The following is a 13,917-nucleotide window of genomic DNA, read 5'->3' as shown; positions in this document are numbered from 1 at the left end:
CGAGGGCCGCGTCAGACGGTTTTCGCGCGCGGCGTCCGCAGCGGCTGCTCGCCCGGCGTATCGAGCACGAGGCGGCCGAATTCCTGCACGGCCAGCGTCTTTTCTCCTTTTCCCCAGAGCAGCCTGAATTCCGCATCCGGCAGCGGCGGCAGGCCGTACCGCCCGTCGACGACCGTGATGCCGGGCTCCAGATCGTCGCTGGTCAGCGGCGTGATCGCGAGCCCCGTCATGACCGCCGCGCGAATGCCCGACTGGCTCGATGCCGTGTACGCGACGTGCCAGTCGATGGGCAGCCCGTCGAGCGCGCTGATCGCCACGCGCCGGTTGACGCAAGGCGCGGGAAAGAACGCGAGCGGCAGCGACGTGCCGTCGCGCAGCTCGAACGTGTCGGCGGCGGCCCAGACGAAGCGGGTCCGCCGCAGCACGACCCCGTCTCCCGGCGCGGTGCGCCGGGCATCCGGGCACGGGCACAGCACGACGGCCAGATCCAGCTCTTGCGCATCGACCATCGCCTGCGAATCGAGGCTCATCCCGACGCTCACGTCGAGCCGCACGTTCGGATACGCGCGCGCGAATTGCGTGAGCAGCACCGGCAGCCGCTCGCCCATGAAGATGTCCGGCGCGCCGAAGCGCACGCTGCCCTTGACGGGCGACGAACGAAAGCGCCGCGTGACCGCGTTCATCGCATCCAGGATCTGCTGCGCGTAGCGCAGGAACTCCTCGCCGTCCTCGGTCAGCGTCAGGCTGCGCGTGGTCCGGTAGAGCAGCGGCCGGCCGATGTCCTCCTCGAGCCGGCGGATCTGGTGGCTGATGGCCGACTGGGTCAGGTTCAGCCGCCGGGCCGCTTTCGTGAAGCCGCCGGCTTCCGTGACGGCGACGAAGGCGCGCAGCAGGGCAGGATCGAGGTTCATGGCTGAAATGATGATGGACGTTAATGGGTGACACAAAATTAAATCATTTCCGTCATGAAAGCGAGGCGCCGAAAATGATCCGCACGCCCTTCACCGGTCACTCGCGATGGACTCCTCGCCCCATGCTTCGCATCAATTCGCCGTCACGCTGCTGTTGAGCGCGGTGATCGCCGCTACCTACGGATTCGGCGTCTATCTGTTTCCCGTCCTGCTGCCGCAGATGCGGCACGATATCGGCTTCGACTACACGCAGGCCGGCTTCGTCACGGCCGCGCGGCAAGCGGCCAATGTCGCGGTGGCGCTGCTGTCGGGATTCGCGGCCGCGCGCTTCGGCGCGGCGCGCGTCGTGTTCATTGCGCTGATGCTGTCCGCCGCCGGACTCGGCGCGCTGGCGTTCGTGGAACGGACGTGGCTGATGGGCGGCGTGCTGATCGCGCTCAACGCATGCGCGGCCGCGACCTGGGTGCCGATGATGGTGCTGATCGCGCCGCTGATCGACGCGCGGCATCAGGCGAAGGCAATTGGCGTCATCGGGAGCGGCACCAATTACGGCGTGCTGGTGAACGGGCTGATGGTGCCCGCGTTGCTCGCCGCGTGGGGCTGGCGTTCGGTCTGGCTGGCGAGTGCGATGCTGACCGCGGCGCTGGGCGTCGTGCTCGCCGCGGCGTTCGCGCGCGTCGCCCGCTCGCGGGGCGGTGACGAGCCGCCGCGCCGCACGGCGCATGCGAGCCGACGCGTGACGCGGCGCCAGGTCGTCGCGCGACGTTATCTGCTGACGTACGCGATCGCGTTGCTGAGCGGGTTCGCCGGCGTGCCGTTCGTGACCTACCTGTCCGCCTATGCGCACGACGATCTACGGCTCGGCCTCGACGCGACCGCGCACGCCTGGGCACTGATGGGGGTGGCGGGCGCGGCGAGCGGTTTCGTGCTCGGCGTGATCGGCGATTTTCGCGGCGCGAGCGGCGGCCGCGGCGAGGGCGCCGCACCGCGCGACGGGATGCGTGCCGCGCTGGTGAGCGCGGGCGTGCTGTTGCTCGGGGCGTCCGTCATCGCGGCGGCGCATCCGGGCGCCGCCGCGTTGGGCATCGCCGCGTTCGCGTTCGGTTTTTCGTTCTTTCCGATCTACGGCCTGTTGCATGCGTATGTCGGCAAGCGCAGCGGCGCGGCGCTCGCCGCGGTCGTGTGCGGAATGTGCGAAGCGGCGTTCGGCGTGGGCGGCGTGGCCGGCAATCTGCTCGGCGGGTGGTGCAGAACCGTGGCCGGGACGTTTCAGCCGGTCTACTGGCTGGCCGCCGCGGTGTCGGTCGTGCTCGTCGGGCTGATGTGCGCGATGCCGAATGCGCACCGCGGCGAGGCGGCGGATTGCCGGGGGGGGGCGGCGGACTGCCGGTAATACGAGAGATTGGCGGCTGGCCGGAAGCGGCGGCGCGCAGCGCGCTCGCCTTCAGGACGGAGGCATGGCCGATAAGCGATGCCCGTTTGCTCTCGTTCGGGGCATGCGGGCAGACGCGATCGGCTCGCGCGGGCCGCCGCGTTGCCTGTGGCCGTTCGATCCGCGGGCGTAGATAAAACCGCCTGCTGCGCGATCCGCGCGCGCATGTCCGGCGCAGAGCGCCATCCATCCGCTGTCGCCTGGGTTCGCGCGCTACGCTTCCCGTCGCTCTCGCCGATCGCCATTCGATCGTCCCGCGCCCTCCGTCTCAGGGTTTGTCGCGACGCGATTTTCCGGTGCGGGCATTTTTGATGTCATAGTATCCGCCTGACAACACATGTTGCGTATAATTTAATTTATACATCGTGTGTTGATAATCGGCGGGATATTCGCCGACCTCCCCGGTTCCGCCGGGGAAATCGCCAACCACCGCGGAGAAGCAACCATGGGACGCCGTTCCTTCCTCAAGTCCATTGCCGTCGTCGCGCTGCTGGGCGCAAGTCTCGCGCATGCGCAGGACAAGACGCTCATCGTCGGCACCGACACCTCGTTCATGCCGTTCGAATTCAAGCAGGGCGACAAGTACGTCGGCTTCGATCTCGACCTGTGGGCGGAGATCGCCAAGAGCCAGGGCTGGAAATACCAGCTCCAGCCGATGGATTTCAGCGGCCTGATTCCGGCGCTGCAGACCCGCAACATCGACGTCGCGCTGTCGGGCATGACCATCCGGGAAGAACGCAGGAAGGCGATCGACTTCTCCGATCCGTACTACGACAGCGGTCTTGCCGCGATGGTCCAGGTCGGCAATACGAGCATCAAGTCGATCAACGATCTCAACGGCAAGGTGATCGCCGCGAAAACCGGCACGGCAACCGTCGACTGGATCAAGGCGCACCTGAAGCCGAAGGAGATCCGCCAGTTCCCGAACATCGACCAGGCCTATCTCGCGCTCGAAGCCGGGCGCGTCGACGCCGCGATGCACGACACGCCGAACGTGCTGTTCTTCGCGAACAACGAAGGCAAGGGCAAGGTCAAGGTCGCGGGCGATCCGGTGAGCGGCGACAAATACGGCATCGGCTTCCCGAAGGGCAGCCCGCTTCTGCCGAAGGTCAACCAGGAGCTGGCGAAGATGAAGGCCGACGGCCGCTACGCGAAGCTCTACCGGAAATGGTTCGGCGCGGAGCCGCCGAAGTCCTGACCCCCGACGCATGAGCCCGGCGACGCGGCGGTGCGTCGCGTCGCATCGACACTGATCGGCGGCGATCGGGAATCAATCAGGAGCAGGATGTGCAATTCGACTGGTCAGCAATCTGGACGGCCTTGCCGGACCTGATGGATGGCGTCAGGCTAACCATCTTCATCGCATTTTTCGGACTCGCGGGCGGCTTTCTCGTCGGCATGGTCGCGGGCATGTTTCGCGCTTACGGTCCGCCCTACATGAACGTGCTCGCGCAGGTCTACATCGAGCTGATTCGCGGTACGCCGATCGTCGTGCAGGTGATGTTTCTCTACTTCGCGCTGCCGCTGCTCGCCCACATCCGCATCGACGGCCTGACGGCCGCGATCATCGCGATCACGCTGAATTCCGGCGCGTATCTCGCGGAGGTGGTGCGCGGCGCGCTGCTGTCGATCCCGAAGGGGCTGACGGAGGCGGGGCTCGCGATGGGCTTGTCGATGCCGCGCGTGCTGCTGAAGATCGTCGGGCCGCTCGCGTTCCGGCGCCTGATCCCGCCGCTCGGCAATCAATGCATCGTGAGCCTGAAGGACACGTCGCTGTTCATCGTCATCGGCGTGGGCGAGCTGACGCGCAAGGGCCAGGAAATCATCGCCGGCAATTTCCAGGCGGTCGAGATCTGGAGCGCCGTGGCGGTGATCTACCTGGTGCTGACCGGCGCGATGACGCTCGCGCTGCGCTTCATCGAAAAAAGGATGCGGATTCTATGAGCATGATCGAATTCCGGAACGTGTCGAAGAGCTTCGGGGCGCTGCCGGTGCTGAAGGACATCAGCCTCGATATCGACGCGGGCGAGGTGGTGGTCGTGGTCGGTCCGTCGGGTTCGGGCAAGTCGACGATGCTCCGCTGCATCAACGCGCTCGAAAAGATCACGTCCGGCGAGCTGCGGGTCGACGGGCAGAGCGTGAAAGGCAACGCCGCGACCATTCGCGGCATCCGGCTCGAAGCGGGCATGGTGTTCCAGCAGTTCAATCTGTTCCCGCAAATGACCGCGCTTGAGAACGTGATGTTCGGGCCGCGCGAAGTGCGCGGCGCCTCGCGCCCCGACGCCCGCGAGCAGGCGCTCGCGCTGCTCGACAAGGTCGGGCTGGCGGCGCGCGCGAACCACTATCCGGCCGAGCTGTCGGGCGGCCAGCAGCAGCGGGTCGCGATTGCCCGCGCGCTCGCGATCCGGCCCAGGCTGATGCTGTTCGACGAACCGACGTCGGCGCTCGATCCCGAGCTGCGCCACGAGGTGCTGAAAGTGATGCAGGATCTGGCGGGTGAAGGGATGACGATGGTGGTCGTGACGCACGAGATCGGTTTCGCGAAGCGGGTGGGCACGCGGCTGCTGTTCATGGATCAGGGCGAGATCGCCGAGGATGGCGCGCCCGCCGAGCTGATCGATCGTCCGCCGACGCAGCGCCTGAAGGATTTTCTCCAACACGTTTCTTGAGCAGGACAAGCGATGAAGGATCCGACGCCCGTGGTGATCGCGGGCTCGCCGCGCGAGATCGGCCGGCGTCTGGGCGAACTCGCGCGGCCCGAGGTGGACGCGTATCTCGCGCAAAGCAATGCATGGCATGCCGTGAGCCGCTGGCGCGGCCACCCGTTCGTCGGCGCGCTGCGGGATGCCGCGCGGGCGGCGTTCCCGGCGCTGGCCGACGAGCTCGACGGACTCGCGGCCGGGCTGCAACGCGCGCCCGAGGACGTGTTCCTGTGGAATTGCCGGGGCGAGCTGATCCACAACGCGCCCGACGGCTGCACGACGCTCGCGGCGCACGGCCGCGCCGCGCGCTACATCGCGCACAACGAGGACGGCGATCCCTATCTGCGCGAGCGCTGCCGGCTGGTCGACGTGCGGCCGGACGGCCGGCCCGGCTTCATCAGCTTCTATTACCCCGGTTCGCTGCCGGGCCATACGTTCGCGGTGAACCGGGCCGGTCTCGTCCAGACGATCAACAACCTGCGGATCGCGCGGCCGGCGGTCGGCGTGCCGCGCATGGTGCTGGCGCGCGCGGTGCTCGACTGCGGCTCGCTCGACGACGCGCTCCGCGTGCTGCGCGCGCACCGGAACGCGAGCGGCTTTCACCATATGCTCGGCTGCGCGGGCGATACGCGTCTGCTGAGCGTCGAAGCCAGCGCCGCGCGCGTGTCGGCCGTGCCGGTCGAACGGCTCGCCGGACACGCGAATCACATGATCCACCCGGGCTGCGAAGGGGAAGCGCAGATCGTGACGGCCTCGTCGCGCGACCGGCAGGCGCGGCTCGATGTGCTGCTGCCCGGCATCGCGGAGATCGGCGAGGCGGCGCTCCGGGACGTTCTGGCCGATCGCGCGCCCGCGGGTTTGCCGATTTACCGCGACGATCCGCACGATCCCGATGAAGAAAACACGCTCGCGACCGCGTTGTGCGCGATCGCGAACGACGGCGTGGAATTCGAGGTGCGCCAGCGGGGACAGCGGCGTTTCCGGCAATTCATCGCATCCGACACCTGCCGCCCGGCGGCATCCTGAACAGCGAGACATACCAGATGACTACCGTATTTCATCGCGCGCCGCGCGTATCGTTGCCGGTCGCGGTGGCCGGCGACGGCATCGAGATCGTCGACTCGACCGGCAAGCGCTATATCGACGCGTGCGGCGGCGCGGCCGTCTCGTGCCTCGGGCACAGCCACCCGCGCGTGATCGACGCGATCGAGCGCCAGGTGCGGCAGCTGCCCTACGCGCATTCGTCGTTCTTCACGACGCAGGCGGCCGAGGCGCTGGCCGACCACCTGATCGACGCGGCGCCCGAGGGGCTGGGCCATGTGTATTTCGTGTCGGGCGGCTCCGAAGCGATCGAGGCCGCGCTGAAGCTGGCGCGCCAGTATTTCGTGGAAAAGGGGCAGCCGGCGCGCCGGCATTTCATCGCGCGTCGCCAGAGTTATCACGGCAATACGCTCGGCGCGCTGGCGATCGGCGGCAACGCGTGGCGGCGCGAGCCGTTCCTGCCGCTGCTGATCGAGGCGCACCACGTGAGCCCGTGCTATGCGTATCGCGAGCAGCGCGCGGACGAAACCGAGGAGGCGTTCGCGCAGCGTCTCGCCGACGAGCTGGAAGCCAGGATTCTCGCGCTCGGCCCGGATACGGTCGCCGCGTTCGTTGCCGAGACGGTCGTCGGCGCGACGGTGGGCGCCGCGCCCCCCGTGCGCGAGTATTTCCGCAAGATCCGCGCGGTCTGCGACAAATACGGCGTGCTGCTGATCCTCGATGAAATCATGTCCGGGATGGGCCGCACCGGTTACCTGTTCGCCTGCGACGAAGACGGCGTGGCGCCGGACATCCTGACGATCGCGAAGGGGCTGGGCGCCGGCTACCAGCCGATCGGCGCGACGCTCGTCAGCAACGAGATCTACGACACGATCGTCGCCGGGTCCGGGTTCTTCCAGCACGGACACACCTACATCGGGCACGCGACCGCGTGCGCGGCGGCGCTCGAAGTGCAGCGCGTGATCGCCGAGGACCGGCTGCTCGACAACGTGAAGGCGCGCGGCGAACAACTGCGCGCCGCGCTGCGCGGCCGGTTCGCCGGGCATGCGCATGTGGGCGACGTGCGCGGCCGGGGGCTGTTCGTCGGCGTCGAACTCGTGCGCGAGCGCGACACGAAGATACCGTTCGATCCGGCGCATCGGCTCCACGCCGTGATCAAGCGCGAGGCGATGCAGCGCGGGCTGATGGTCTATCCGATGGGCGGCACGGTCGACGGCCTGCATGGCGATCACGTGCTGCTCGCGCCGCCGTTCATCTGCACCGCGCAGCAGATCGATACGATCGCCGAGCGGCTGAGCGCCGCGATCGAGGCGGCGCTCGACGCGGTACGCGCTTGAGCTGCCGGCGCGGCCCCGCATCGTGGCCACGATACTTCCCGGGTCCGGTCCGGCGCCGCGCGCGCCGCGGCTGACCGCAATCCCGCCGATCCGGCCGGCGGCGTTCAGCCGCCGCGCGGATTCGCTTCAGCTTCGTTTGCGATGACACAAAGACTTCCCGACTTCCATTCCGAGACCGCGACCGCCGAGCAGCGCGCGGTGCTGGACGAGATCCTGAGCGGCCCGCGCGGCAACCTGAACGGCCCGTTCCTCGGCTGGATCTTCAGCCCCGAACTGGCGCAGCACGCACAGCGGCTCGGCGCGTTCTGCCGTTACCGGACCGGTCTGCCGCTGCGCCTGTCCGAGCTGGCGATCCTCGTCACGGCGGCGCGCTGGCGCTCGCAGGCGGAGTGGCACATCCACCATCCGATCGCGCTCGACGCGGGCCTGTCCGCCGCGACGGCGGAAGCGATCCGGGTGGGCGAAACGCCGGCGTTCGCCGATGCGGACGAGGCATTGATCCATCGCTTCGCGACCGAACTGTACGAAACGAAACGGGTGTCGGAGCCGGCCTACCGCGCAGCGGTCGAGCGCTTCGGGCATCCGGTCGTCGTGAATCTGGTGGGGCTGCTCGGCTACTACGCGCTCGTCGCGATGACGCTCAACGTATTCGGCATGCGGGCCGAAGGGCAAACGGCGCTGCCGTTCGCGGAGCAAGGGTGACGCAGGGCGGGTGACGGGCGCCGCCTGTCGCGGCGCCCTTGAGGAGCGGTGCGTCCGTTAGTCGGCGGCGGGTGCGCTGGCCGGCGTATCCGCGGGCGCCGAGGCGGGCGACCCGGCAGCGGGATTCGCCGGCGTGTCGCCCGGGTCCTGGTACTGCGGCAGGCCGCCCGGTTCGCCGCGCTTGCCGTCAGGCGCCGCGCCGTGCTCGGGGTCGCCCGGATCGCCGTAGTCGGGCAGCGCGTTCTGATCGCCCTGGCCGCTCTTGTACGTCATCGAGCGCCGCTGCTGCGTATACGCATCGCGCACGAACGAATACTTGTCGAGCGCCGCCTGCTGCAACAGGTCGGTCGCGCCGAGCAGGTCCGAGCGCGCGCTGATGAACTGCGCGATGTACATCGGGTTGCGCGCGGCGGGTTCGATGTAGTTCAGCAGGTTGAAGCGCACATCCACCGCGCGGCCGACGCCGTCGCGCAACGAGCTCGGCCCGAATACCGGCAGCACCAGGTACGGGCCGGCGGGCACGCCCCAGCGCGCCATCGTCAGGCCGAAATCCTGGTGATGCTTCGGCAGGCCCGCCGGCGTGGCGATGTCGATCAGGCCGGCGACGCCGAACACCGTATTCATCGCGACCCGCATCAGATCTTCCGTCGCGTCGGTGACGCGCAGCTGCAGCAGGTTGTTCGCGATATTGCCGAGGTCGCCGAGGTTCGAGAAGAAATTGCTGACCGCCGTGCGCACCGGCGACGGCGTCACTTTCTGGTAACCCTTCGCGATCGGCACGGCGATGGTCTGGTCGACCGCGTCGTTGAACTTGAAGATCGCGCGGTTCATCGGCTCGAGCGGGTCGCCCGGATGACGTTCGGGACCCGTTGCGCAGCCGCCCAGGAACGCGCTGGCGGCCAGCGCCGCCGTCATGATTCGCACCTTATTCATCGATTCCTTGCGGTTGATTCGTCGCGCGCGGCGCGCGCGGTTTGCCCATCAGCACGGGCTGGAACACCACGGCGCCGATCAGCGTGCAGGACAGCGCCAGCGCGAGCAGCTTGCCCATGCTCGCCGTCCCCGGATGATGCGACAGCCACAGGCTGCCGAATGCGGTGGCCGTCGTCGCGGCGCTGAACAGCACCGCGTGCGTCAGGCTCGACTGCAAGAGGCCGGTCTGGCCCGCGCGCCATGCCATCACGAAATACACCTTGAACGCGACCCCCACGCCGAGCATCAGCGGCAGCGCGATGATGTTCGCGAAGTTCAGCGAGATGCCGAGCAGCACGCACAGCTCGAGCGTCACGACGCCGGACACGAGCAGCGGCACGAGCGTGCGCAGCACGTCGCCGAAGCGGCGCAGCGTGATCCACAGCAGGATCGTGATCGACAGCACCGACAGCGCGCCGGCCTGCAGGAACGCCTTGATGATGGTGTCCGCTGAATGCAGGATCGAGATCGGCCCGCCGATCGCGCCCGGTTCGGCCGCCTTCACGGCCTGCGCGAAGCGACGCAGCACGGCGTCGTCGCCCGGGTCGGCGCCCGCGGGGATTTTCGGCGAGATCTGCACCAGCGCGCGGCCGTCCGGCGCGACCCAGTCGCGCACGAGCTGCGGCGGCAGCGTGTCGCGCGTGATCGTGGCCGGCTGCAGCAGCGCCGCGAGCTGACCGAGCGCGATCCGCAGCGACGTCGAAAATGCGGTTTCCGCGCGGTCGCGCGTCGCGCTGTCGGCGGCGGCGAGCTTCGCGAGCGATTCGGACAGGTGCTTCGCGGCGGCGGCGCCCGGCCCCGGATAATCCTCGGCCGCGTATCCGAGCAGGGTCGACGCGCGCTTGAGCGCGGCGACGCGCTGCGCGTCGGGTACCGGCGCGGCGGGCTGCTGGGTGAGCGCGGGCAGCAGCCCGGCCGCCACCGGCGCGATCAGCGCGAGCTTCTTCGGCTGGTCGGCGGGGATGAAGGTGGTGAGCGTCGTGGTGCGGCCGACTTCCGGCAGCGCGTCGAGGCGCTGCGCGGTCGCATCGGCGGCGGCGAGCGACGGGGCGAGCAGCGCGACGTCGTTGACCGAGGCCTCGGGCGAATCCTTCAGCGCGAGCAGCGTCGCCATCGATTCGCTCTTCGGATCCTTCAGGTGCAGCGGATTGAAATCGAAGTGCAGGAAGTACAGCAGCGGCAGCGCGCCGATCACGACGGCCAGCGTGCCGATCAGGATCGGCTTGCGGTGCCGGTCGAGATAGTCGTCGACCGGCGCGAGGCGCGGGAATCCGGGGGGCTTGCGTTCGCCCGGCGGCGCGAACAGCTTGAGCAGCGCGGGCAGCAGCGTGAGCGTCGTGAGGAACGCGACGAACATGCCGACGCCCGCGATCAGGCCCAGCTCCGACACGCCGCGATAGGCGGTGGGCAGAAACGAGAAGAAGCTGGCCGCGACGGCGGCCGCCGCGAGCGTGAGCGGCATCCCCATCGCATGGGCGGCGCCGATCAGCGCATGGTCGATGCGCGGCTCGCGGTAGCGTTCCTCGCGGTACTTCACGCCGTACTGGATCGCGAAATCGACGCCGAGGCCGACGAACAGCACCATGAAGGCGACCGAGATCATGTTGAACGAGCCGACCATCAGCAGGCCGAGCGCGGCCGTCGCGACGAGGCCGACCGCGAGCGTCACGAGCACCGAGCCGATCATCCGCTTCGAGCGCAGCGCGAGCCACAGGATCACGAGCACCACGACGAGCGTGCCGATGCCGTTGACGGCGGCGCCGTCCTCGACGGACGCGAATTCCTCGTCGGCGAGCGGCTGCTCGCCCGTCAGGCGCACGACCGCGCCGAAGCGCTGCTTGAGGTCGAGCGCGGTCGCGGTCGCGCGGATGGTTTGCGAGGCGGCCTCGCCGGCCTTCAGCGCGCCGTAGTTGACCACCGGCTGCACCGTCACGAACGCGCGGGCGGGCTGGCGGGCCGCGCTGGAATCGACCAGCGCGCGCCACGAGAACGCGGCGGGCTTGCCGGCCAGCACGTCGTCCACCGTCGCGGCGCTGCGCGACAGCAGCTTGGCCATGCCGGACAGCTTCACCTGGCCCGATTGCAGCGGCAGGCCGAGCGTCGTCGACAGGGTGGTGGCGAGGCCGGTGATGCTCGGGTCTTTCGCGAGCACGTTGATCAGCGGCCGGGCGCTCGCGAGCTGAGCGGTGGTGTCGGCCACCTCCTGGGTGGACAGGAACAGCAGCCCGTTGTGCTCGAACAGCGGGCCGCCCGCCGGCTCCGATACCTGGCCGATCCGGCCGGCGGCCGTCTCCTTCGCGAGGGCGGCCGTCAGCGCATTGGCCGCGGCGCTCGCGAACTCGGGCGCGGGCGCCTCGACGACCGCGAGAATGGTCTGGCCCCGTTGTGGGAACGCCTGATCCATCGCGTTGCTGAGCGCGGACCACTCGGCATCCGTTTCGACCAGTTTGCTGACGTCGGTGTTGATCTTGAAATGGTGCGCGACATACACGCTGCTCAGGGCGGCGATGACGAGCGACAGCACGATCACCCAGATCGGGCGGCGGACTGAAAGGGCGACGAGTCGGACGAGCAGGGAGGTCAGCATGAGACGGCTGGCGGGGGCAGCGTAATAGGCAAAGTGGCTAAGTATACCGGGGCGCGGCCTTCGGAGTCGGCAAGCTTGGAGCGGCTGCGCGCCGCGCCGGGCAGGCCGCGCGGAGGGAAAAGCGCCCGGGTGCGTCGGCCCGGATCGCGGGTCGGCACGGGGCGGCGTCGCGGCCGGCCGGCGTTGCCCGAATTTGGGGCGCGGTGGGATCGATACCGGGGCATGATCGCCGCGCCGGGGCTATCCGGCCCTTCTATTCGTTCCCAATGGTCCGTCAATCGTTGCTGCGGCGCGGGAATATACATTCCTGTCCGTTAATTCATGTATTTTGTCGGCCGCCTGTCTCATAAATGACTTAGACACGCGTTCTATTTTGTCGGCCTGATAGTTCGATATAGGGCGTCAACATGGGCGGATAGTTAAATTAAAACTCTCAAAGGAAATGTGATTTACCGAACATAGCGTCGGGAAACCATATGTTAAATTGTGTATGTGATTTACTACATTTAATGCGTGCAATTTACTGGATTTAGGTTGGCCGACGCCGAAACGACCGGCGGGGTTATCGAATAAATGCAGGGGAGCGCAGCGGGTATGTATTGGATGGGGCGGCGTCGGGCGGGTTGGGCGCCGGTGGCAAGCAAGGGCAATCTCATGATCCAAGTTGCGTTTCTATTTCCCGGCCAGGGCGCTTTCCATGCGGGCGCGACCCGGGCGTTGAGCTGGACCTATCCCGACGTGCAGCGCGCGATGCAGGCCATCGATGCGGTGGCCGAGCGGCGGCTGGGCCGTTCGTTGCTGCGCACGCTCTGGAACGAAGCCCATGGCATCGATCATTTCCTGAGGGAGGCGCCGGACCTGCTGCAGCTGGCGATCTACGCAGCGTCGGTGTCGCGCTTCGAGGCGCTGCGCGCGCGGGGTATCGTGCCGGACGTGCTGATGGGCCATAGCTTCGGCGAGATCGCCGCGCTCGTGTGCGGCGGCGCCTTTTCCATCGGCCAGGGCGCCGAAATCGTCTGCGACCGGATCGAATCGCTGCGCGCGGCTGCGCCGCCCGACGGCATGATGGCGGCGGTGGCCGCGGCCCCGGAAGCCGTGCACGGCCTGCTGGCGGCGTGCTTCCCCGGGTTGTCGGCCGCTCGGCCGGGCAGCGTGCGGATCGCGGTCGAAAACCACGCGTCGCAGACCGTCGTGTCAGGGTCCGCTGAAACCGTTCAGGAATTCATTTCCTATTGCGCCGGGAAAAATATATCCGCGCAACGCCTCAATTCCCCCTATGCGTTTCATCACGTCGATCTCGAAAAATCGCGAATCGAATTTGAAAGGCGTTTGCGGGTTTATAAAAAGCAGCCAATCAATTGCAAGATTTATTCGCCGATATTAAATCGGTTTTACGCCGACGCCGACGATCTGGCCGAATGCCTTGCCCGGCATTTCGTGATGCCGGTGCGTTTTCGCGATGGCGTGATGCGTCTGAAATCGGCGGGCGCGGACGTGTTTGTCGAATGCGGGGCGCTGAATGCGCTGAGCAGGATCGTGGTACGGGTGGCGGGGCCCGGCGTCGTCAAGACTTTCCCGGGCGCGGCGGATGCGCGCGAGGAGTTGAGCGGTGTTGAGCAGATTTTCAAACATTTGGAAGGGGGTAGGGTCATGAACGACGATATTCGCGCAAGCAACCTGAATCTGGATTTCGACGAGTTCTGGCGCAACAGCGGCCCGGGGATCGTGGACAAGATCAAGGACGAGCTGCAGCGCTTTTTCACCGCGCGCAGCCTGACGGCTTCGCCGGCGCCGCACGTGCCGGGCGCGGATTTCGCGTCGCAGCCGAAGGCGCCCGCCGCGCCCGCGCCCGCGCCGGTGGCCGCCGAGCCCGCTCGCGTGCCGCGCGACCGGCTGTTCGCGGAGCTGGTCGCGATCTACGCGGAGGCGATGGAGTATCCGGTCGAGGTGTTCACCGAATCGGTCGAACTGGAAGCCGAGCTGGGCATCGATTCCGTCAAGCAGACCGAGATCATCCAGCGGATCAGCGCGCGCTACGGCCTGCCGCCCCTCCCGGCGAACTTCCGCACCGGCGATTTCAAGGCAATGGGCCAGATCGTCGATTTCGTCTACGAGCATCAGGGCAAGGCGGTGCTGGTTGCGGGATAAGCGGCTGCCCGCGATACGCGCCGCATAACGAGAAAGATGAATCGCGCATTCAGCCTTTTTTGAATGGTTTGTAATCCTCATGGTC

General features: G+C 67.8%; 11 protein-coding genes. 8 read left to right on the top strand and 3 right to left on the bottom strand.

What is annotated here, in order from left to right; all coding sequences use genetic code 11:
• Positions 1-11 precede the first annotated feature (11 nt).
• Entirely contained in the window at positions 12-911 is a 900-nt protein-coding gene (locus RZR99_RS07765) for a LysR family transcriptional regulator (protein WP_323119164.1), read from the bottom strand.
• A 106-nt stretch (positions 912-1,017) separates the two neighbouring features.
• On the opposite strand from RZR99_RS07765, the gene RZR99_RS07760 reads away from it, so the two are divergent.
• The 7 genes from RZR99_RS07760 (at position 1,018) to RZR99_RS07730 (ending at position 8,125) form a co-directional block, all read left to right on the top strand.
• Complete coding sequence (locus RZR99_RS07760; RefSeq protein ID WP_323119163.1) at positions 1,018-2,304, top strand: MFS transporter; 1,287 nt, start codon at positions 1,018-1,020, stop codon at positions 2,302-2,304.
• A 484-nt stretch (positions 2,305-2,788) separates the two neighbouring features.
• The gene (glnH, locus tag RZR99_RS07755; RefSeq protein WP_323119162.1) at positions 2,789-3,541 is read left to right on the top strand and encodes a glutamine ABC transporter substrate-binding protein GlnH; all 753 of its coding nucleotides are present in this window, start codon (positions 2,789-2,791) and stop codon (positions 3,539-3,541) included.
• Between the two features lie 89 nt (positions 3,542-3,630).
• Entirely contained in the window at positions 3,631-4,287 is a 657-nt protein-coding gene (glnP, locus tag RZR99_RS07750) for a glutamine ABC transporter permease GlnP (RefSeq protein WP_323119161.1), read from the top strand.
• Positions 4,284-5,012: a glutamine ABC transporter ATP-binding protein GlnQ gene (gene glnQ / locus RZR99_RS07745; protein WP_323119160.1), complete on the top strand. Its 729-nt coding sequence runs from the start codon at positions 4,284-4,286 to the stop codon at positions 5,010-5,012. Before glnP ends, glnQ begins: the two co-directional genes overlap by 4 nt.
• A gap of 12 nt (positions 5,013-5,024) precedes the next feature.
• Positions 5,025-6,071 (top strand): C45 family peptidase, encoded by a 1,047-nt coding sequence (locus RZR99_RS07740; protein ID WP_323119159.1) that lies wholly within the window; start codon positions 5,025-5,027, stop codon positions 6,069-6,071.
• Positions 6,072-6,088: 17 nt separating this feature from the next.
• The gene (locus tag RZR99_RS07735; protein ID WP_323119158.1) at positions 6,089-7,423 is read left to right on the top strand and encodes an aspartate aminotransferase family protein; all 1,335 of its coding nucleotides are present in this window, start codon (positions 6,089-6,091) and stop codon (positions 7,421-7,423) included.
• Positions 7,424-7,564: 141 nt separating this feature from the next.
• A complete protein-coding gene (locus tag RZR99_RS07730; protein WP_323119157.1) occupies positions 7,565-8,125 on the top strand; it encodes a carboxymuconolactone decarboxylase family protein in 561 nt (186 codons plus the stop codon).
• A 57-nt stretch (positions 8,126-8,182) separates the two neighbouring features.
• On the opposite strand, the gene RZR99_RS07725 is transcribed toward RZR99_RS07730, so the two are convergent.
• Both RZR99_RS07725 and hpnN read right to left on the bottom strand, forming a co-directional pair.
• Complete coding sequence (locus tag RZR99_RS07725) at positions 8,183-9,058, bottom strand: MlaA family lipoprotein (protein WP_323119156.1); 876 nt, start codon at positions 9,056-9,058, stop codon at positions 8,183-8,185.
• Positions 9,051-11,684 carry a hopanoid transporter HpnN gene (gene hpnN / locus RZR99_RS07720; protein ID WP_323119155.1) on the bottom strand — a complete coding sequence of 878 codons (2,634 nt, stop codon included), beginning with the start codon at positions 11,682-11,684 and terminating at the stop codon, positions 9,051-9,053. Before hpnN ends, RZR99_RS07725 begins: the two co-directional genes overlap by 8 nt.
• Before the next feature lie 654 nt (positions 11,685-12,338).
• On the opposite strand from hpnN, the gene RZR99_RS07715 reads away from it, so the two are divergent.
• Positions 12,339-13,832 (top strand): acyltransferase domain-containing protein, encoded by a 1,494-nt coding sequence (locus RZR99_RS07715; RefSeq protein ID WP_323119154.1) that lies wholly within the window; start codon positions 12,339-12,341, stop codon positions 13,830-13,832.
• The last annotated feature ends 85 nt before the right edge of the window (positions 13,833-13,917 follow it).

The sequence above is a fragment of the Burkholderia alba genome, from assembly GCF_034721475.1.
Lineage (GTDB): Bacteria > Pseudomonadota > Gammaproteobacteria > Burkholderiales > Burkholderiaceae > Burkholderia > Burkholderia alba.
The sequence above is the reverse complement of the archived record's forward strand: the minus strand, read 5'-3'. Positions and strand labels throughout refer to the sequence as shown.

Coding starts and splice junctions, on each gene's coding strand:
- RZR99_RS07765 (WP_323119164.1), bottom strand. CDS start 911: ATGAACCTCGATCCTGCCCTGCTGCGCGCCTTCGTCGCCGTCACGGAA.
- RZR99_RS07760 (WP_323119163.1), top strand. CDS start 1,018: ATGGACTCCTCGCCCCATGCTTCGCATCAATTCGCCGTCACGCTGCTG.
- glnH (WP_323119162.1), top strand. CDS start 2,789: ATGGGACGCCGTTCCTTCCTCAAGTCCATTGCCGTCGTCGCGCTGCTG.
- glnQ (WP_323119160.1), top strand. CDS start 4,284: ATGAGCATGATCGAATTCCGGAACGTGTCGAAGAGCTTCGGGGCGCTG.
- RZR99_RS07740 (WP_323119159.1), top strand. CDS start 5,025: ATGAAGGATCCGACGCCCGTGGTGATCGCGGGCTCGCCGCGCGAGATC.
- RZR99_RS07735 (WP_323119158.1), top strand. CDS start 6,089: ATGACTACCGTATTTCATCGCGCGCCGCGCGTATCGTTGCCGGTCGCG.
- RZR99_RS07730 (WP_323119157.1), top strand. CDS start 7,565: ATGACACAAAGACTTCCCGACTTCCATTCCGAGACCGCGACCGCCGAG.
- RZR99_RS07725 (WP_323119156.1), bottom strand. CDS start 9,058: ATGAATAAGGTGCGAATCATGACGGCGGCGCTGGCCGCCAGCGCGTTC.
- hpnN (WP_323119155.1), bottom strand. CDS start 11,684: ATGCTGACCTCCCTGCTCGTCCGACTCGTCGCCCTTTCAGTCCGCCGC.
- RZR99_RS07715 (WP_323119154.1), top strand. CDS start 12,339: ATGATCCAAGTTGCGTTTCTATTTCCCGGCCAGGGCGCTTTCCATGCG.